This window comes from Variovorax rhizosphaerae (assembly GCF_037889975.1).
GTDB classification, from domain to species: domain Bacteria; phylum Pseudomonadota; class Gammaproteobacteria; order Burkholderiales; family Burkholderiaceae_C; genus Variovorax; species Variovorax rhizosphaerae.
In genome coordinates, this window is sequence record NZ_JBBKZT010000011.1 from 28,245 (window position 1) to 46,660 (window position 18,416).

An 18,416-nucleotide genomic window follows, 5' to 3' on the forward strand; every position below is an offset into this window, starting at 1 on the left:
ACTCCCCCTCGGGGGGACGGCGCGCAGCGCCGAGGGGGCAACATGAGCGGTCTCATTGCCTACACGTCCGTGCTGCTGCTCGCGCGCAAGCGGCTCGAACGCATCGAGAAGCTGCTCCGCGGCAAGGCGCTCGCCGGCACGACGGTCAACGAGATCGAGCGCCAGGTGCTGTTCCTCGCGCGCCAGGCGTTGCAGGCGCTGAGTTCCGCGCCGCAGCCGACCACCCGCTTCGACCCCGACACCTTCGCGCCGTGGCTCGCCACCGGCGTGTCGCAGTTCGCCATGATGGGCTCGCTCGGCCCCGAGATCACGCGCTTCTCGGCGCGTTATGTGCCCAGGCAGGCGTGGCTCGTGGACACGCTGCGCACCGGCAACCCCGACCCGACCCGTTCGCAGGTGCTGGCGCGCAGCACCGACTTCCTGCTCGCGCAGTGCGACCGCCTCGTCAACGCGATCAGCGCGCAAGCCCCGGGCGCGGCGCGCGATGCGTTGCTGGCCAAGGCGCGCGCCTTCGTCCTCGGCCAGGCCTGCCACGTCGCGGCATCGGCGGTGGCGGCGCCGTTCGTCGATGCCGCCGCCTTCGAGCTCGGCACACTGCTGCCGAAGCGCGACCGCGCGACGCCGGATGCCGTGCGCGGCGCGATCGAGGAAGCGGTGTCGCGCGGCGTCTACCACCGCAACGACCCGCGCGGCAAGGACTGGAACGGCTTCCTGCCGGTTCCCGACCAGGTGCCGACGCTGCTGTTCGACGCCTACGCCGGCGCCGCCGCCGACATCTACGGCGCCGGCGCCCGCGTGCCGGGCTCGAAGGCCTACAACGACGCGCTGGCCGAAGCCGGGCCGCCGGTGCTGAGTGCCGACCTGGTGCGCGACGGCTACAGCACGTACCGCCTGCTCGCCGAGCGCAACTACACCTGGACCTACGGCGACTGGCTGCTGGCGACGCTCTTCATGTTCGCATGGCCGGCGCTGATGTTCCCGTTCTCGGCGCTGCTGCCGCAAGGCCGCCACCTGCGCCGCGAAGACAATGACCCGTTCTTCGCCGGCAAGCCGCCCGACGAGCAGCGCGACGGCGAACGCGCGCTGTTCGAAGTCATGACCTTTCCGCTCGCGGCCAACGGCCTCGTGCCGCTGGCGATCACCGCGTGGTTGATGACGCACGACTACCACGGCCGCGGCAAGCAGACGGTGTTCGGCCTCGTCAACGGCATCGTCGTGCTGGTCGCGGCGATCGTCTTCTTCGCCACCTTGCACACCGGGATGCCGGACTGGGCGCGCTGGCTGTTCCTGTTCGCGATACCCGTCGCGCTCGAAATCGCGCACATCGTCTACGTCCTCGCCACCGGCGGCGACGACCCGCGGCGCTGGCAGCTGGCGATGGCGTCGATCAGCCACCTCGTCGTCGCGCTCTTCTTCGTCGTCTGCTTCGTCGCCTTCCTGCACTTCGGCGCCGAAGAGCAGGTCGAGAAGGGGCTGGACAGCGGCAAGTTCTGGGGCTACGCGGTGCTGTGGCTCGTCATCACCGCGGTGCTGTGGCTCGTGATGAGCGCGCTGCTGACGCTGGTCGAGACCGGCATCCCGGTGCCCAGGCGGAACGACTTCATCGGCGCGCGGCGCCAGTTCCTGCGCCTGATCGACGACGCGCAGCTCGGCGCAGCCGCGGTGCCGGCGCCGCCGTCCACCTTGGCGCAGCGTCTCTTCCCCGCCGCAGGCATGCCGGTGCTGAAGCTGACGTGGACCGGCCCCGGCAACCTCTTCATCCGCTCGCGCCGGCACACGCTCGAATTTGCCTTCGCCGCCGACGGCAGCGGCGCGGTGCAGCAGGTGCTGGCGCCGATCGCGCCGATGACGGCCAAGGAGTACGCCGCGCTGCTGAAGAAGGCCGTCACCGACAACGCCGGCAACTTCAGCGGCCAGCTGACGGTCGAGCCGTTCCTCGCCGACGAGCCGCTCGATCCGCAACTCGGCGGCGGCATGGTCTTCGCCGACCACGGCGACGACGAGTCCACGGTCGAAGGCCACGACACCGAAGCGCTGAAGTTCAAGGCCGTGCCGGCCGCGGGCGACCCCTACGTGCTGAAGCTGGCGCCGCTGGCGGCGATCGCCGTCCGCGCCGGTCGCGCCGGCTCGTTGCTGGCGCTGCCGGGCGCGGTGGCGGTGGTCGGCCCGGGCAACCTGACGCCGGTCGTCGGCCCCAACGTCACGGCGCTCGTCGGTGACGCCAACACGCGATTCCTCGAAACCTTCGTCGCCGGCGACGTGATCGAGACGCCGGCCGGCGCACCGACGCAAGCGCGCGTCGTCGTTGCGGTGCAGGACGACCAGCACCTCACCGTCAACACCGCGGCAGCGCCGTTCGCCGCGGCGCAGACCTATGCCCGGCGCGTGCGCGACCGCGAAGAAGACCTGGTTGGGGTCGGCACGGTCGCCAACAACAACGTCACCTTCCGCCAGCTCGACGGCACGGGCACGAACTTCGACCAGGTCTTCGCCCCGGGTGACCTGATCACCGCGACGCCGCCCGGTGGCGGCCCGGCCGAGACGCGCACCGTCGTCTCGGTCGCGTCGGCGACGACGCTGATGCTCGAGCTGCCGTTCAGCGTCGCCATACCGACTTCGCCGATCGTCGCCCCCGTCGTCGGCGCCGCCTTCGGCCGGCCGGGCCGGCGCACGCAGGAGGCGTTCGCGGTGTCGCCGGCCGACCCGTCGGCACTGTTCGCCGGCCAGTCGGTCGTCGACCGCGCAGCCGATGTCGCGACGCTGCTGTGCCTGGGCGTGCAGTCGCACCTGCTGCTCGGCAACGAGCGCGCGGCGGTCGCTGCGGGCGCACTCGACCAGCGCCACGGCGCCATCGGCAAGGCATGGCAGGTGTTGCGCAACTGGAACCTCGACCATCGCCGCGTCAATGAGTGGCGCATGCTCGTCGGCGGCTCGGCCGTGAGCGAAAAGCACGGCCACGCCGACCACGCCGATGTACTGCAGCCGCGCATGCCCGCCGCGCTGCTGACGCCGGCTGCGGCCGGCGAGCCGCTGTCGAACCGCCTCGGCTGGTCGCCGCTGTTCGCGCAGTGGCTCGACATGGCGGCACGGCCTGCGACCGACACCGTTGCCGACACATCGGTCGCACCCGGCGCACCGAGCAACCTGGCGCTGTCGCGCGCGGTTGCGTTCCTGTTCGATCTTCCGAGCCCGGTCTAGCCATGGCAGACGAACTCCTCGGCGACGACCCGCTCGGCCGCAACGAAGCCTTCTTCGCGGCCCTGGGCATCGCCGAGCGCTTCTACACCCCGGCCGTCACCGCCAGCCTGGCGCACGCGACCACGGTGCCGACCGACGCCGCGGCGCTGCCCTGGGCGCCGTTCGGCACGCGCAACATCGGCGGCCGCGTGCGCGCGCTGGCGCAGGACCCGCGCAACCCGTTCGTGCTCTACGCCGGCACCGCGATGGGCGGCGTCTTCAGGACAACCGACGGCGGCGACACCTGGGACCACATCGGCCAGCCCGAAGACGCCTTCGCCGTCGGCGCCCTGGCGATCGACCCGAACCAGCCGACCGTCATCTACGTCGGCACCGGCGAGCCGGTGTCGATCCACTCGGCCGGCGCGCCGATCACGGCGTTCGACGCCGCCGCTGCCGGCATCGGCTTCCTGCGTTGCGACACGGCCGCGGTGCCGGTGCGCTTCACCACCGAAGTCGGGTCGTGGTCTGGCATCGTCGCCGCGGCGCAGGCGGCCGCGGCAACGGCCGGCAACCCGATCCCGCTCCCGCCCGCGGTGCCGATGGCCAACGGCGCCGCCGACCGCTACTCGCGCATCGCCTTCGATCCGCGCAACGCCGGCCGCTGCTGGATCGCCAGCAGCACCGGTCTGTGGCGGCGCGAGCCCGGCCCGCCGGTGAGCTTCTTCCGCGAGCCGGTGCCGAACCCGCCGCCGGCGATGACGAACCCGGCGCAAGCCGCCTTCGGCTGCGTCGCCACCGATGTCGTCATCGCCGACAACCCGGCAGGTGCGCGGACCTACCGCCTGCACGTCGGCTTCGGCGCTTTCGGCGTCTTCCGCGGTGTCTGGGACCCCGCGGTCGGCGGCAACGCCGTCTGGGAAGCCGTGCCGCTCGGCGGCGGACTGCCGGGCATCAGCGCGCCGGCGGGCCTGACGCACGACCGCATCCGGCTGGCAGTCTGCCGATCCTTCCCCGACCACGTCTACGCGATGTTCGAGAACGGCCAGCCGATCGGCAATCCCGACCCGCGCGCCGTGCTCGACATCTTTCATTCGGCCAACGGCGGAACCACCTGGACCGCGGGTCCGGCGCTGGCATCGCCGACGTCGCCGGCATCGACCATCGGCGACGGCATCGCGGTCGGCCAGGGCGGGCAGCCGTGGGCGCACATGGTCATCGAGTGCCACCCGGACAACCCGGCCATCGTCGTTGCCGGCGGCATCAACCTCGCGCTGACGCGCGACTTCGGCGCCAATTGGCAGCGCATCATCCACTGGCCCAACTTCGGCGACGGCGACCGCTCGCAGCACGGCGACCAGCACACGATCGTCTTCGACAGCGCCGACCCGCGCCGCATCTGGGTGGGCAACGACGGCGGCATCTCGATGGCGCCCGACATCGTGCAGACCAATCCGCTGACCGATGCCAACTGGCGCAAGCGCAGCCACGGCATCGAAGCGGCGCAGTTCAACGACATCGCGATCAACCCGAGCCATCCGACGATGGTCGGCGGCGGCCTGCAGGACAACGCCAGCTACATCACCTTCGGCGGCGACAGCTGGCACGTGGTCAGCGACGCCGACGGCGGGCAGATGGCATTCACGATCAACAACCCGCGCACCTACATCGCGCCGCACCAGAACGCCGTCGTGCTGAGCAACGTCGTCGCCGGCAGCGCGATGTCGCCGGCCCCGGGCGTGTATCCGCTGGTGCAGCGGCGCCGCATCAACGGCGACCTGGCGCCGGGCAACGAGTTCTTCGCGGTGCAGATCGCGCCGATCGCTGGGGGTGCGACGCTGTTCATCCCGATCGTCGAGCAGCACCGCGCGACGGCCAACCACTTCATCGTCGGCCGGCCCGGCGGCGTGCGCGTGACGGCCAACAACGGCGGCATCTTCGTGAACCCGGCGATTCCGGCGTTCGGCGGCGGCGACGCCAGCGCCATCGCCTACGGCACCGCGACCAACGTCGCGACCACCGACGACTGGTGGGTCGGCACCAGCGTCGGCGTCGTGCACGTCGCTGCCAACGCGCCGCCGGCGGCGCCCGCGTGGGCCAACGTCACGCCGCCGGGCGTCAATCCACTGAGCCTGATCGCACGCATCGCCGTGCATCCGGCGGACACCAACTACGTCGCCGTCGCCACCGCAACGCGGAACCCGGCGGTGACTGCAGCGACACCGTTCCCGTTCCGCGGCCAGGTCTTCCTGTCGCTCGACCGCGGGCTGAACTGGGCCGACGTCACGGGCCTCGTGTCGGTCGGCCCGCCGGTCGCGGTGCCGCCGCTGCAGGCGCTGCCGCCGTCGCCGTTCACGAGCCTGGTCTTCGATCCGCAGCCGGCCGCCGGCGCGGCGCAGGTGCTCTACTGCGGAACGATCGCCGGCGCCTACGTGATCCGCAACCTGCCGCCGCTGCGCGTTCCGGCTGCCGCCGGCGCGGTGCCGGCGTTCAACCCGCAATGGTTCGCCTTCAACGCGCGCGGCGCGCCGGGCGCCTTGCCGCTGACGTTGATCAAGGACCTGGCCTTGCAGACGCTGCCGGTGAACGGCGGCGCCGCGGCGGGCAGCGTCGAGGCGGTCGTGCGGCAGCGACTGGTGGCTGCGACCTACGGCCGCGGCATGCACGTCTGCGACATCACGAACTACGCCGGGCCGTTGGCCGCCGGCGGGCCGCGGCACCGGCTCTACATCCGGCAAACCGTCGTCGAAAGCGGCCTGAGCTATCCGCGTCCGGCGCCGGCGACGCTGAACGCGGCGCCGGCCGCGGCACAGCCCGACCAGTACGGCGGCGACCCGCGGCTTCCGACCGTGCCGGCGCCGCTGGCCTTCACCGACCAGGACGCCTACGACATCCGCATCGACAACCGGCCGTTCCAGTTCTTCGACGACGTGATGGACGGGGTCGAATTCGACGAGGATCTGCGCACGCGCGCCGTCGTTCCCGGCGAAAGCAACGCCGTCTACGTGCAGGTGCACACCAGCGGCTGGGACGCACTGGCGCCGGTGACGGTGCACCTGTACTTCGCCGCCGCGGTTGCGGGCGCGGCGCCCGACCTGCACACCGGCTTCTGGGCCACGTTCGCGCAGGACCCGTTGCCGGCACCGGCCGCCGTCCCCGTGGCGCCGAAGGCCGCGTGGCAGCGGGCCGGGCACCCGGTGACGCTGAACCGCATCCGCGCCAACCGGCCTGAGGTCGCGCGATTCGACTGGGTGCCGCCGCTGGCTTTGGCGGGCGGCAGCGTAGCGCTGCTCGCGGCGTGCACGAGCGCCGTGGACGCGATGCCGGCTGCGCCATCGGAAGCCATCGTCGCGCTGCTGCGCGCCGAGCGCCGGGTCGCGCTGCGCGTCGCCGCCGTCGGCGCGTTCAAGCCCGACCTCTACATCCGCGATGGCGTCGACGACGACGGGCGCCTCGGCGGTGTCGCCTTCGGCGGTCGCAGCCCCGACATCATCGTCGTCGAAGCCGCGGTCGTCGACCCGGCTGCGGCGTTCACCGACCTCGGCGACGCCCGCGAACTCGACCGCGTGCGCGGCGGTGGCGGCAACAACGTCGTCTACGTGCGCGTCCACAACCGCCAGCCGGCCGACACCGCGGTCGACGTCGAGCTGTTCTGGGCGCTGCCGAACGCGCCGGTCAGTGCCGCACCCGGCCAGTCCGGGCCGCCGTTCGACGCCACCAAGTGGCAGGTGATCGCACCGGTCGATGCCGTTAACGTCACGGTGCCGGCGAGCGGCACGCGCCTCGCGCGCTTCGACTTCAACGTTGCGCCGGTGCCGGAAGCGGACTTCCCGAACGCGATCGCCTTCATCGCGCTGATCCGCTCGCACGACAGCGCCGACCCCGAGCCGCAACGCGCCGGCATCGCGTCGCAGGATGCGTTCTGGCGCCTGTTCACCGACATGGCCAATTCCAACAACGCCGCGCTGCGCGCGCTGCGTTTCCTGTGATGGCTGCCGAGACCGCATTCCTCGACGCGCTGGCGACGCACCTGGCGGCACGCCCGGCGCTGGCGGGCGCGCGCATCGGCGCTGCCGAGCCCGCGGTTGCCGGCGAGCTGCCGGCCGTCGTGCTGTCGCTCGCCGAGGTGCACCGGCTCGGCGCCGGTCTCGGCGAGCGCGCGTCGCTCATCACGGGTGCCTTGCCGGTCACGTCGACCGTCGACCTCGCGAACCCGGTCCTGCCCGAGGAGCCCACCTTCCGGCTGCTCAGCACCGACCGGCGGACGCTCGTCATGCCGCACGGCGGCTGGGTCAAGCTCGACGGGTCCGACTTGCCGCTGGAGGCTGCCGACTTGCAGGTCAGCGTCGCCGGCGCAGCGCGCACGGTCGTCAAGGCCGCGCCCGGCGCCAACGAAGTGCGGCCCGACGCCCCCATCGGCACGCTGCTGTTCGGCGCTGCGCTGCCGCCGGCGGGCCATGTCGTCGCGACCTACCGCATCGGCCAGTGGGAGCGGCGGCTGACGCCGATCGCGGGCATGCTGCACGTCGACATCCGTGCCGCTGCGGCGGCCGACGTGCAGGCCTTTGCCGGCGCCGTGATCGACGCGCTCGACAAGGAGCTCGGCACGTTGCCGGCCGGCCTGCGCAAGATCGCATTGAACCGCGTGTCCAGCATTGCCGTGCCCGACGCCGCGTTCGCCAATGCGCGCGGGCGCGGTCTCGACTTCGCCTTCGAGTACGAACATCCGATCGACCGTCCGGATTCGTCGGGCGGCGTGATCCTGCGCATTCCCGTCGCGATGCAGACTGACGCGACGACCGAGACCTTCGAGGTCGTACCATGACCTCCACCCACCCAGCAACCCACCCAGGAGAGCGGCGATGAGCGAAGTGATCAGCGAGATGATCGAGCCCGGCACCTACATCGAGGTGCGATCCGAGGGCCTGATCGGCGTCGGCGGCATCAGCACCGGCAACCTCGGTGTCGTCGGCACCGCGAACCGCGGGCCGGTCGGCACCGCGGTGATCCTCGGCAGCCTCGGCGAGGCGATCGACACCTTCGGGTCGTACGACCGCTTCCCCGGCACGGCGGAAGCGCCGGCGCTGACCCTGGTTCGGACGCTGGAGCAGGTGTTCAAGGGCGGCGGCAGCACGGTGTATGCGGTGCGCGTCGCCAACCTCGCGGCGGACGCACAGATGAAGTCGATGACGTGGAGCGTGAACGCCGCGGCCTCGGCGCTGCTGTTCACGCTGACCGCGACGTCGCCCGGCACCTGGGCCAACGCGATCGCCGCGGCCTTCACGGCCGCGACCAGCGCCAAGCCCGCCGAGCTCACGCTGACGCTGGGGCGCTTGAAGGAGTCGTTCACCGGCGCCGACGCCGGCGCGCTGTTCGATGCCATCAAGGACGGCAGCCGTCTCGTCGTGCCGACCGGCTTGGCGGCCACAAGCCGCGGCACGGCCGTTGCCGCGGTCGTGGCTGCGAGCGGCGCCGACCTCGGCGGCCCCGACGGCGTTGCGGCGACCACGACCGAACTCGCCGCCGGCCTGGCGGTGCTGGCGACGCAGCCGGTGAACATCGTCGTCGCCGGCGGCTTCGATGCCAAGACCGGCGCCGGCACCATGCTGGCGCACCTGGAGGAGACCGAGAACGACGGCCGCGAGCGCATTGCCGTCATGGGCGCGTCCAGCGACGTGCCGGCGACGCTGGCGGCCGATGACGTGTCGAAGGCCAGCAACCCGCGCTTCGTACTCGTCGCGCCCGGCATCCTGGCCGACGACGCGGCGCGCGCCGGCGAAGCGAACAAGCAGGTCAAGCTGCCTGCTGCGTATGCCGCGGCGCTGGTCGCAGGAAGGCTCGCGACCCTGGCGCCGCACATCAGCCTGACGAACAAGGATGTTGCCGCCGATGGCCTGACGCGCGAATACACCCGCGCCGAGCGCAAGAACCTGCTCGGCAACCGCGTGCTGGTGCTGAACAAGAGCTTCGGCTTCCGCGTGCTGAAGGGCAATTCGACCGACACCGGCGCGTTCAAGCAGATCTCGGTGCGGCGCATCGTCGACTATGCCAAGGCCGGCGTGCGCGTCGGCTCGAACCCCTACATCGGCCGGCTCAACAACTCGCGCGTGCGCGCCGCGCTGAAGGCCACGCTCGACGGCTTCCTGTCGGGGATGGTGCTCGACGAGATGCTCGTCGGCTACACGCTCGACGTGTCGGCCACGCGCGCGCAGGAGATCAACGGCCAGGCGATCGTCACGATGACGCTGATGCCGACGTTCTCGATCGACTTCATCAAGGTCATCATGAATCTGTCCTGAGGAGCAAGCAAAAATGCCCACCACTGTCTACCGCGGCTCCGACGGCACGATCTCGCTGGCCACCGAGGCCGGTGTCGAAGGCGACGCCGCCAGCTCCGTCAACGATGCCTACTCGCTGACGCCGATCGGCCGTGTCACCGGCGTCACGGTGCGTGTCACCAACGACGTCAAGCCCTTCCACGAACTCGGCCAGCGCTTCGCCACCGAGCTGCGCCCCGGCAACATCAACGTCTACGGATCGATCGACCGGGCCTATGTCAACGGCGCGCTGCTGAAGCTGATGCTGGGCGCGGCCGCCGACAGCCGCCCGGCCGGCAGCTTCCCGAGCCCGTCGTTCAACCTGAGCCTGCGGCTCGAGAACCCGTCGTTGCCGGGAACCTCGTCGACCGTCACGGTGATGGGCGTCAAGCTCGAGGAATGGTTCTACGAGTTGCCGGAAGACGACTTCGCGATGGAGAAGGTCAGCTTCCGGGCACTGTGGGTGAAGGTCGAAGACGCGAGCGCATGAAATGAACCAGCCCCGTAGCGCCCTCAGCGCTCGCCCATGATGCGCACACTGACCCCCGAAGACCTGCTTGCCGGCGCGCAGGCGACGCACCGCATCGACGTGCCTGCGGCGCTGCTCGGTGCCGACGCGCCCGGCAGCGTCACGCTGAAGGCGCTGACAGCGGGTGCGGTGCAGCGCGTCGCGCAGGCCGCCCGGGAAGAGCGCGTGCTGGCGAGCGTTCTGATGGTGCAGCAGGCGCTGGTCGAGCCGAAGCTGTCGGTCGATCAGGTCGCTGCGTTGTCGGCCGGGCTGCTGCAGTTCCTGCTCGAGCAGGTGAACCGCCTGTCCGGGCTGGCGATGGCGGACGACGATCTCGACAAGGCCGTCAAGGCGCCCCTGACGCGCGCCTGCTTCGTCCTCGCGCGCGAGTTCGGCTGGACGCCTGCGGACTGCTCGGCGCTGACGGTCGGGCAGATCCTGCTGTATCTCGAGATGCTGGCGCGCGACGAGCGGCCGGCCGGGGCGGTGGCGCGATGAGGCGCACTGGCCAAGAACGGCGTGCTGGCGTGCTGCCCGATCTTGTCGAGCAGCTTGCCGCCACCGCCCGGCCGCCAGAAGGCGCTCGCACCGCAACGCGTAGCGCGAAGGCTACCCAATGAGCCGCTCACCGCATCCGGCGTTGACAGGACTGGTTCGCCACGGCGGCAGCGCCGCACGCTGGGCCGCGGCCGACGTGGCGCTGCGCGAGCGGCTGCTGGCGGCGGGCGGGACGCCTGCGGCGCTGGACGGCGAGCCCGCCTGGGCTGCGTTGCTGCAGTCGCCACTCGGCGCTGCCGGGGCGGCGATCGAAGACCGCGTCGCGGCGCTGGCGCGCGACGACGGCGACGCTGCCGATCCTGCGCCAGGGCCGCGCCCGCGCGTGCTGCAAGCTGCCGCTGCAGCGACGGCCCGCGCCGTGCGCGGCGGCGCGGTTCGCGCGGCGGTGACGCCCGTGGGCGCTGCGACAGCAGCCGCGGCGCTGCCGCAGCGACCGGCGCGCGCCGCTGCGCGTGGCGCTTCCGTGCCGGCGCTGGCCGGCACCCGGCGGCCGGGCGCCAACGAAGCGGCCGCCGTGTGGCAGCAGCGCGCGTCTGCAGCCGGCCTCGCGGCGGCCTACGACTCGCCGCTGGCAGCCGCCGGCACCGCTGCGTTGCCCGCCGCTGCGTTGTCCGCCGCTGCGTGGTCCGCCGCCGCAGTGCCCGGGCGCACACCGGGCTGGACCGATCTCGTCACCGCCTCCGCCTCCGCCACCGCTGCAGCGCAGCGCCAGGCCGCGCCGCGTGCGTCGGGGCTGCGCCGCATCGGCGACGTGCTGGATCGCATCGGCGGCGCGGCCGCGTCGCAGCCCGTTGGTGGCGGACCTGGGGGCGCGGTAGCAGCAGCAGTCGCCGCCGGCACCGTGCCGCTCGGCGCACCCGAGCCGATCACGCCGCGCAACCCGCTCGCCGAGGCATCGGCCAGGCCACCCGCATCGAATCCCCTGGCTGCCGCGGCGACGAGCGTGTCGCTGCCGGCACGGCGCGGGGGCCTGCGCGGCTTGGCCGAAAGCGTCCGCGCCGCCGCGACGACCGCTGCGCTGCCACCCGACGACAGCCCGGCGGCCGCGCCCGCGCGCCTGGCATCGACGGTGGTTGCGCTGATGCCTCGCGCCGCAGACGATGCGCCAGCGCCGACGCAGGCCCCGCCGTCCGATGAGGACCTCGCCGAACAGATCGCCCGCATCCTGCGCCGCGCCGCGCAACGCGATGGCATCGACCTGGACGACGTCGAGCCATGAGCCTTTCCAAGCCAGGCGCCCGCATCACGATCGACGGCACCGAGCTCGGCGCCGACGAGGCGGCGCTGCTGCGGCTGACAATTGAAATGAGCGTCAACGGCCGCCACGATCACGCGCTGCTGCGACTGTGGCCACGCTCGAAGTTCGCCGACGCCGCGGCCGGCGCGACGATCTCGATCGCCCTCGGCGAACGCGGCAGCGAGCAGGCCGTCTTCAGCGGCGAGGTCGGCGCCGGCCGCAGGTTGCCGAACGAAACCGTCGTCGAGGCGCTGGCCGCGACGGTGCGCTTCAGCCGCGCCTACAAGTCGCAGACCTACGTCGGCCAGACGGTTGCCGACATCGTCCGCGATCTGGCCGATGGCGCGCCGATCGACCAGGTCGAGGCGACGTTGAAGCTCAACGCCTACTACGTGGACAACGCGCGCCCGGTGTGGAGCCAGTTGCAGACGCTGGCGCGGCTCGTCGGCGCCGACCTCGGCTGCGCGCCCGACGGCGGGCTGCGTTTCGTCCCCGCTGCCGGCGCGGCGGCGCCGACCCAGCTGCGTTATGGCGCCGAGCTGCTCGACTGGAACCTGGCGCGCGCCACGGCGCCGCAGTCCGCTGCCGTCGCGGCCTATGGCGCGGCCAGCGAGCAGGGCGACGCGCGCTGGCACTGGATCGCGCATGACCCGGTCGGCGCCGGCGGCACAGCGACGCGGCTGCCGGCAGCGCTGGCGACGCGCGACGGCGCGCAGGCGGTCGCCGACGCGATGGCCGCGCGCGCCGGTCGTGCTGCGGTCGACGGCGAACTGCTGATCGTCGGCGCGCCCAAGCTGCGACCCGGCGATTCGGTGCAACTGTCGGATCTTCCCGGCGGTGACCCGGGCGTGCTGCGCATCCGCTCGCTGCGCCACGGCTTCGACGGCCGCAGCGGGTTCATGACGCGGCTGCGCGTCGAAGCCGGCGAAGGCGGTGGCCTGGGAGGTTTGCCGTGACCGAGCTCATCGACACGCTGCGCGCCATCGTCCGCGACGAACTGGCGCTGCAACGCGCGCCCGAGCTCGGCGTCGTCACCGCGATCCACCCGCGCGACGCCGACGGCAGCGACGCGAACCACCAGGCGCACGTGCGCCTGGTCGCGACCGGCGTCGAGCTGCAGTACGTGCCGGTGGCGGTCGGGCGGCTCGGGCTGGCGCTGCTGCCGCAGGTCGGCGACACGGTGATCGTCGTCTTCGTGCGGGGCGACCTGAACGCGCCGGTGGTCATCGGCTCGCTGTACGACGCGCAGGTGCAGCCGCCGGTCGCGAAGGCGGGAGAGCTCGTCTACACACCGTCGGACGCCGGCGGCGACGCATCGCTGCGGCGCCTGCAGCTTGCGCTCGGCAGCGACGTGACGCTGACCGTGGACGACGAGAACCTCAAGCTCGTCCTCGGCGGCACCGAGCTGACGATCGCCAAGGACGGCGACGTGACGATCACCTCGGCCGCCAAGCTCGTCGTCAAGGCGCAGGGCGACATCAGCTTCGAGGCGAGCGGCAACCTGGACCTGAAGGCAACCGGCAACGCGACGCTCAGCGGCGCTTCCGCAACCGTCGAAGGCCAGGGTTCCGCGAAGCTGAAGGCGCCGTCGGTCTCGCTCGCCGGAAACACCCAGTTCAGCCCTGGCTAAGGACGAAAAATGCCTGGAAACCCCGTCTCCATCGGTTGCGCGGTGCTGCTGTCGCCCGGCGCCGCCGGCCCGCCCGACAGCGGCCTGATCACCACGGTGCTGCAGACCTGCGCCACCGCCGGCGGCATGCCGCTGGCGACGGCGGGCAGCCTGTGCCAGATGATCAACTCGCTGTCCGGCGTGCCCTACGTGCTGCCGATCGGCCCGGGCGGATCGGGCAGCGTGCTCGTCGCCGGCCAACCGCTGGTGCGGATGGGCGACATGATCCCCTCGGGCCCCGGCGTGATGACGATCCTGGGCCCGCCGGCCGCGCCGTACATCACCGACACCGGAGCACCTTGAGACATGGCCCGCACGACACGCACCGCCGAAACGCTGAGGCCGCTGCTCGGCCGCGACCTGCTGCTGCGCTACGCGGCGAGCAGCGGCTTCTTCGAAGACGCCGACCTCGTCGCGCGCCGTGCCGGCGTCGAGCGCGACATCGACCTCGCCGACGGCCTGCCGAACCTCGAGCAGGCGCTGGCCAACCGCCTGAAGACACGGCGCGGCGAGCTCACCGACCTGGGCCACCCCGACTACGGGTCGCGGCATCACGAGCTGATCGGCGAGCCCAACGTCGACCGCACGCGCCACCTGATCAAGCTCTACGTACTGCAGGCGCTGAGAGACGAGCCGCGGGTCGAGAAGGTGCTGTCGGTGACCGTCGCGGCCGAGCACAAGCCGCCGCGCGAGACGGTGCGCATCGAGCTCGCGCTGCGCGTCCAGGGCGAGCCGACCGTGCTGAACCTGGTGTTGCCGTTTTCGCTGGCATGAATCCGAAAGGTGCAACGTGACCTACGCCGCCGAACCCTATGCCCAATTCGTCGATGACCTGCTGTCGTCGCTGACCGGCGGCACGGTGCGCGAGCAGTTCCGCTTCCTGCCCGAGAACGCGCCCTACAAGCTTGCCGCCACCGGCGGCGTGCTGCCCCGCAGCGTGCGCGTGTTCGGCCTGTCGGACGCGGCGTATTTCCGTTTCCGCAACCCGACCGACTATACCGTCGGCGCCGACCAGAGCATCGTCTGGAAGGCCGCGAGCGACGGCACGCCGGCCAAGGATGCGGTCTGGCCCGACGAGGCCAGCGCCTTTTTCGCCAGCTACGAGACCGCTGACGCCGTGCGCCTGCTGACCGACCGCAACACCGGTAGCGTGACGCGGCTGCTCGCCGAGAGTTTCGCGCGCGAATTCGCGGTGCTGTCGCGCCAGCTCGAAGCCGTCTACCAGGCCGGTTTCATCGAGACCGCGGGCGGGCGCGACCTGGACCAGCTGGCGCTGCTCGTCGGCATCGTGCGGCGGCGCCGGCTGGCCGCGGGCGGCACGGTGATCTTCGGCCGCTCGACGCCGGCACCGGCCGACGTGACGATCAACGCCGGCACGCGGTTGTCGACCGTGGAGCCGCCGGCGGCGACCTTCGAGACGACCGAAGACCGCACCTTGCAACGCGGCAACCTGACGGTCGAGGTGCCGGTCCAGGCACTCGAGCCGGGCGCGGGCGGCGTCGTCGCGGCGGGGACGATCCGCGCGATGAACCGTCCCATCTTCGGCATCGAAAGCGTCGACAACCCGCAGCCGACGCGTTTTGCCGGCAGCGACGAGAGCGATGACGCGTTGCGCGCCCGCGTGCGCCGCGCGCACGAAGGCGCCGGCAAGGCAACGACCGGCGCGCTGCTGTCGGCGCTGACCACGCTGCCCGGCCTGCGCGACAAGGACATCCGCATCGCCGAGGACTACCTGGCGCACCCGGGCGTCGTCAGGCTCACGGTCGCGCTGCCCGAGATGAGCAGCGAAGCCGAGCGCGTTGCCGCGATCGAGAAGGCGGTGGAGCTGATCGAGGCCACGCGCCCCGTCGGCGTGCGCATCGAGCACAACATCGATGCCCCGCTGCCGGCCGGCGTCGCGACGCCCGGCCCTGGCGTCGTCGCCGAAGACGGCGAAGAACCGGTGACGGTCGGCATCGCGAGCGCGGCCGACGGCCTGTTCATGCCGGTCGATGCGACCGTCGAGCTGACGCCGGCGACCTTGGCGCTGTCGCCCGAGGCCCGCGCCGACCTCGAACGCAAGGCGCGCGAGGCGACCGATGCCTTCATCGACGAAGCCGGCATCGGCGAGGCGCTGGTCTACAACAAGCTCGTCGCGTCGCTGATGGCACTCACCGGCGTGCTCGACGTCGCGGTCGAGATCTTTCCGCAGAACGCGCCGGGCGGCCCGCGCCGGCGCAACGTCGTTCCCGACAATCCGCAGGTGCGCCCGGTCACGGGCGTCATCGACGTGCGCATCGGCGGCGCGCTGATCATGCTCGACATCACCGTCGACTTCACGCTGCAAGGCGCCGGCACGCTCGGCGACCCGGCGACGGCGCGCGAAGTGGCGCGCAGCGAAGCCGCGACGCGGCTGAAGGACGGCTTCGCCGCGTTGGCCAGCGGCGCGAAGTTGACCGTGCCGCTGCTGATGTCGATGGTGCCCGACACCGCGACCTACAAGCTGACCGACCTGCACTACCACGCCGAGTACGTCGATGCCGGCGTGCGCATCCACCAGCAGGATGTCGAGCTGCCGCTGTCGGGGCTGGAACGGTTGTGGATCCGGCGCGTGGCGCTGGCAAGCGCGGCAACGTCATGAGCGCACGCGCGGCAACCGTCCTCGGCCGCTTCCCGGCGCACCTGGAAGCGGCGCGCCCGGACAAGCTGCTCGGCCATGCCGCGACCGCGGTTGCGGACGACCTGGACCAGTTGGCCGCCGCACTGGCCGCCGTGCGCCGCGCGCACCGCCTCGGCGACGCCGACGAGCTGGCCGACCTGTGGCGGCTGGCGGCAATGAACGGCATGGTGCAGGCCGAGTTCGAGATCGTGCTGCAACGCTGGCGCCGCGCCCGCGAGCTGCTGGCGGCGTTGCAGGCCGCCGGCGACGACGCGGCGCGCGAAGCCGCTGCCGAGGCGCTTGCCGCGCTGTGGTCGCTGCAGGCGTTGCCACCTCGGCTGGCCGCATTCGCCGACCCCGAAACGCCCGCCGACAGTGCCAGCGCCGCAGCACGCATGGCCGCGCAGGTCGGCCTGACGCTGCGCCACGGCGCGTTGGCCAACGCGGTGCGCACGCGCATCGCGACGACTGCCGCGCTGCACCTCGGCGGCAACGGCACGGTGCTGGCGCTGTTGCGCGGCGCGGCGAATGCACTCGACCTCCAGATCGGCCCGGTGCTGCACAGTGCCGACCGCTATTGGCACGCCGCGCGCGTCACCGACCGCTTGCGCCTGGCGGCGCCGGATGGCGTGCCGCTGCCGGTCGCCGAAGAGCTGCTCGGCATCGAGGAGAACCCGCTCTGGCGCGCCGAGACCGACAACACGCCGCGCAGCCATGCCGAGCTGTTCACGGTGCTGCGGCGCGGCTTCGAGCGCGCGCTGCTGCAGGTGCGCATCACGGGCGAAGGCGGACGCACGGTGGCGCCGATGCTCGTCAATCGCGACGAGGGCCACGGCGTCGGCTACGACGGCATCGTGCCCAACGGCGCGCAGCTCGTCTTCGAGGAGGACGGCCGCGTGCTGCTCGACGACGCCGACGTCACGGCCAACGCCTACGCCTGGAACGGCGCCTGTTTCGCCGGCGACGATGCCAGCGCCGACGCGGACTTCGTCTTTGCCGGTGCCGGCATCGATCCGAAACGCAAGGTTGCAAGCTTCGCGTCGACGACACCGGCCGCCGCGCTGGATCGCGCCGCGGCCTTTCCGTCGGACGGCGCCAGCCTCGCGGTGCCCGGCATCGCCGTCGGCGTGACACGGCTTGCATTCTTCGTTCGCGAGGCGCACTTCGCCGCGACCGGCGGCACGCCGAAGGCGGCGATCGCCGCCACGCCACGCAGCAAGTCGGCGATCTTCGATGCGGCGGTGTTCGCGCCGCCGCCGCTGCCGCGCACCGGCTCGGCGCTGGTGGCGCTGTCGTGGCTCGAGCACCGCGCCTTTGCCGTGCGTCTGCTGATCCCGCCGCGCTTTCGCAATTGGCGCGCCGACGAGGCCGAAGGCGCGCAGACGCTGCAGGCGCTGGGACGCGCGCTGGAGCGGCACCGGCCGCTCGGCGTGGAACTGCGCATCGAGTTCATCGACGACCGCTGGACGCTCGGCAGCGGTACGCTGACGAGCGGCATCGACGACGACCCGATCGAGTCGTTGCGCGCCGGTACGACGCTGTGGCCGGCGCCGCCGGCCAATGAATGAAACCAGGAGCAGGCATGATCTTCGATCCACCCTTCATCAAGACGCTGGTCAATCCTGGCGAGCCCGTCACCGCCGAATCCTGGAACGACATCGTCACCGCGTTGTCGCAGGTGCACCTGCATCTGGAGGCGACCGAGGCGACGGCGCTGAAGGTGCAGGTCACGAACCCGGGCATCGACCTGGCATCGGTTCGCGTCAGTGCCATCCGCGCCGACGGTGTCGCCGTCGATGCGGTGGCGCCGGTCGCGCCCAGCACGCAGCACATCTTCTCCGGGCTGTCCGCCGGCAGCTACGCCTTGAGCGTCGCCGCCCCCGGCTACCAGACCGCCACCGCCGCGATCACCGCGCCCGACGCGACGGTGCAGAACGTCGCGCTGACGCCGAGCGGCGCGTTCATGCCAGGCGTGTTCGGGCTGACGCTGCAGGAGGCGCTGGCGACGCTCAACAACGCGCTGATCTCGGTCTCGCGCGTGCTCGACGTGACCGGCACCGACGTGCCGACCGCCAACCCCGGCGCGCAATACAGCAGCTCGCGCGTCCTGATGCAGCTGCCCGACGCGGGCAGCGCGGTGCCGACGGGACAGAGCGTGCAGCTCGTCATCGCCGCCGTGCTGGCACCGCAGCCGAGCATCGAGATCCCGCCGCTGACCGGGCTGACGCTGGCCGAGGCGCAGAAGGCGCTCGAAAGCCTGGGCCTGGTGCTCGGGAAGGTCGTCACGAAACAGGGCCGTCAGGCCTGACAGG

At 72.1% G+C, this 18,416-nt stretch carries 14 protein-coding genes; all 14 read left to right on the forward strand.

What is annotated here, in order from left to right:
* Positions 1–42 precede the first annotated feature (42 nt).
* The 14 genes from WKW82_RS22900 (at position 43) to WKW82_RS22965 (ending at position 18,412) form a co-directional block, all read left to right on the forward strand.
* Positions 43–3,198 carry a hypothetical protein gene (locus tag WKW82_RS22900; protein ID WP_340344650.1) on the forward strand — a complete coding sequence of 1,052 codons (3,156 nt, stop codon included), beginning with the start codon at positions 43–45 and terminating at the stop codon, positions 3,196–3,198.
* A 2-nt stretch (positions 3,199–3,200) separates the two neighbouring features.
* Positions 3,201–7,166: a hypothetical protein gene (locus tag WKW82_RS22905; RefSeq protein ID WP_340344651.1), complete on the forward strand. Its 3,966-nt coding sequence runs from the start codon at positions 3,201–3,203 to the stop codon at positions 7,164–7,166.
* On the forward strand, positions 7,166–8,002 hold the full coding sequence (locus tag WKW82_RS22910) for a hypothetical protein (protein WP_340344652.1): 837 nt from the start codon (positions 7,166–7,168) through the stop codon (positions 8,000–8,002). The genes WKW82_RS22905 and WKW82_RS22910 overlap by 1 nt, the downstream gene beginning before the upstream one ends.
* 37 nt (positions 8,003–8,039) lie before the next feature.
* Positions 8,040–9,476, forward strand: coding sequence for a phage tail sheath C-terminal domain-containing protein (locus WKW82_RS22915; RefSeq protein WP_340344653.1), 1,437 nt, complete (start codon positions 8,040–8,042; stop codon positions 9,474–9,476).
* Positions 9,477–9,489: 13 nt separating this feature from the next.
* The gene (locus WKW82_RS22920; RefSeq protein ID WP_340344654.1) at positions 9,490–9,984 is read left to right on the forward strand and encodes a hypothetical protein; all 495 of its coding nucleotides are present in this window, start codon (positions 9,490–9,492) and stop codon (positions 9,982–9,984) included.
* A 36-nt stretch (positions 9,985–10,020) separates the two neighbouring features.
* Complete coding sequence (locus WKW82_RS22925; RefSeq protein WP_340344655.1) at positions 10,021–10,500, forward strand: hypothetical protein; 480 nt, start codon at positions 10,021–10,023, stop codon at positions 10,498–10,500.
* A 118-nt stretch (positions 10,501–10,618) separates the two neighbouring features.
* A complete protein-coding gene (locus WKW82_RS22930; protein ID WP_340344656.1) occupies positions 10,619–11,779 on the forward strand; it encodes a hypothetical protein in 1,161 nt (386 codons plus the stop codon).
* Positions 11,776–12,753, forward strand: a complete 978-nt coding sequence (locus WKW82_RS22935) for a hypothetical protein (protein WP_340344657.1) — start codon at positions 11,776–11,778, stop codon at positions 12,751–12,753. The genes WKW82_RS22930 and WKW82_RS22935 overlap by 4 nt, the downstream gene beginning before the upstream one ends.
* Positions 12,750–13,427, forward strand: a complete 678-nt coding sequence (locus tag WKW82_RS22940; protein WP_340344658.1) for a phage baseplate assembly protein V — start codon at positions 12,750–12,752, stop codon at positions 13,425–13,427. Before WKW82_RS22935 ends, WKW82_RS22940 begins: the two co-directional genes overlap by 4 nt.
* Before the next feature lie 9 nt (positions 13,428–13,436).
* Positions 13,437–13,769 (forward strand): hypothetical protein, encoded by a 333-nt coding sequence (locus tag WKW82_RS22945; RefSeq protein WP_340344659.1) that lies wholly within the window; start codon positions 13,437–13,439, stop codon positions 13,767–13,769.
* A gap of 3 nt (positions 13,770–13,772) precedes the next feature.
* A complete protein-coding gene (locus WKW82_RS22950) occupies positions 13,773–14,240 on the forward strand; it encodes a GPW/gp25 family protein (RefSeq protein ID WP_340344660.1) in 468 nt (155 codons plus the stop codon).
* 16 nt (positions 14,241–14,256) lie between these two features.
* Positions 14,257–16,086: a baseplate J/gp47 family protein gene (locus WKW82_RS22955; protein ID WP_340344661.1), complete on the forward strand. Its 1,830-nt coding sequence runs from the start codon at positions 14,257–14,259 to the stop codon at positions 16,084–16,086.
* Positions 16,083–17,672, forward strand: coding sequence for a hypothetical protein (locus tag WKW82_RS22960; protein WP_340344662.1), 1,590 nt, complete (start codon positions 16,083–16,085; stop codon positions 17,670–17,672). Before WKW82_RS22955 ends, WKW82_RS22960 begins: the two co-directional genes overlap by 4 nt.
* A 14-nt stretch (positions 17,673–17,686) precedes the next feature.
* Entirely contained in the window at positions 17,687–18,412 is a 726-nt protein-coding gene (locus tag WKW82_RS22965; protein WP_340344663.1) for a PASTA domain-containing protein, read from the forward strand.
* The last annotated feature ends 4 nt before the right edge of the window (positions 18,413–18,416 follow it).

Excerpts from the sequence above, each read along its gene's own strand:
- WKW82_RS22900 (WP_340344650.1), top strand. The coding sequence starts at position 43 with ATGAGCGGTCTCATTGCCTACACGTCCGTGCTGCTGCTCGCGCGCAAG.
- WKW82_RS22905 (WP_340344651.1), top strand. The coding sequence starts at position 3,201 with ATGGCAGACGAACTCCTCGGCGACGACCCGCTCGGCCGCAACGAAGCC.
- WKW82_RS22910 (WP_340344652.1), top strand. The coding sequence starts at position 7,166 with ATGGCTGCCGAGACCGCATTCCTCGACGCGCTGGCGACGCACCTGGCG.
- WKW82_RS22915 (WP_340344653.1), top strand. The coding sequence starts at position 8,040 with ATGAGCGAAGTGATCAGCGAGATGATCGAGCCCGGCACCTACATCGAG.
- WKW82_RS22920 (WP_340344654.1), top strand. The coding sequence starts at position 9,490 with ATGCCCACCACTGTCTACCGCGGCTCCGACGGCACGATCTCGCTGGCC.
- WKW82_RS22925 (WP_340344655.1), top strand. The coding sequence starts at position 10,021 with ATGATGCGCACACTGACCCCCGAAGACCTGCTTGCCGGCGCGCAGGCG.
- WKW82_RS22930 (WP_340344656.1), top strand. The coding sequence starts at position 10,619 with ATGAGCCGCTCACCGCATCCGGCGTTGACAGGACTGGTTCGCCACGGC.
- WKW82_RS22935 (WP_340344657.1), top strand. The coding sequence starts at position 11,776 with ATGAGCCTTTCCAAGCCAGGCGCCCGCATCACGATCGACGGCACCGAG.
- WKW82_RS22945 (WP_340344659.1), top strand. The coding sequence starts at position 13,437 with ATGCCTGGAAACCCCGTCTCCATCGGTTGCGCGGTGCTGCTGTCGCCC.
- WKW82_RS22950 (WP_340344660.1), top strand. The coding sequence starts at position 13,773 with ATGGCCCGCACGACACGCACCGCCGAAACGCTGAGGCCGCTGCTCGGC.
- WKW82_RS22960 (WP_340344662.1), top strand. The coding sequence starts at position 16,083 with ATGAGCGCACGCGCGGCAACCGTCCTCGGCCGCTTCCCGGCGCACCTG.
- WKW82_RS22965 (WP_340344663.1), top strand. The coding sequence starts at position 17,687 with ATGATCTTCGATCCACCCTTCATCAAGACGCTGGTCAATCCTGGCGAG.